The organism is Fusobacterium sp. DD2, assembly GCF_018205345.1.
Taxonomy (GTDB): Bacteria; Fusobacteriota; Fusobacteriia; order Fusobacteriales; family Fusobacteriaceae; genus Fusobacterium_A.
Genome location: NZ_JADRHM010000150.1, coordinates 1 through 298, shown reverse-complemented (window position 1 = coordinate 298; position 298 = coordinate 1). Strand labels below are relative to the sequence as shown.

1 protein-coding gene is annotated in these 298 nt (G+C 31.9%); it reads left to right on the top strand.

Going from position 1 to position 298, the window contains the following annotated elements; translation table 11 throughout:
* A partial coding sequence (locus IX290_RS11515) for a DDE-type integrase/transposase/recombinase (RefSeq protein WP_211493328.1) occupies nucleotides 1-298 on the top strand: 298 nt, incomplete at both ends.

Below are 298 nucleotides of genomic sequence, written 5' to 3'. Positions count from 1 at the left end.
CCCAATTCTTGATATGTATAGCAATGAGATAATATCATATGATTTATCAATGAGCCCAAATTTAAAGCAGATAAGGAATATGCTTGAGAATGCTTTTAAAAAATTTCCTACGCTTGAAGGATTAATACTGCATTCTGATCAGGGATGGCAGTATCAGCATGAATACTTTAGAAATAAATTAAAAGAACACGGGATTATTCAGTCTATGTCTAGGAAAGGGAATTGCCTTGATAACTGTATTATGGAAACATTTTTTGGAAGAGTAAAGAATGAAATGTATTTTGGAAATGAAAAGCGG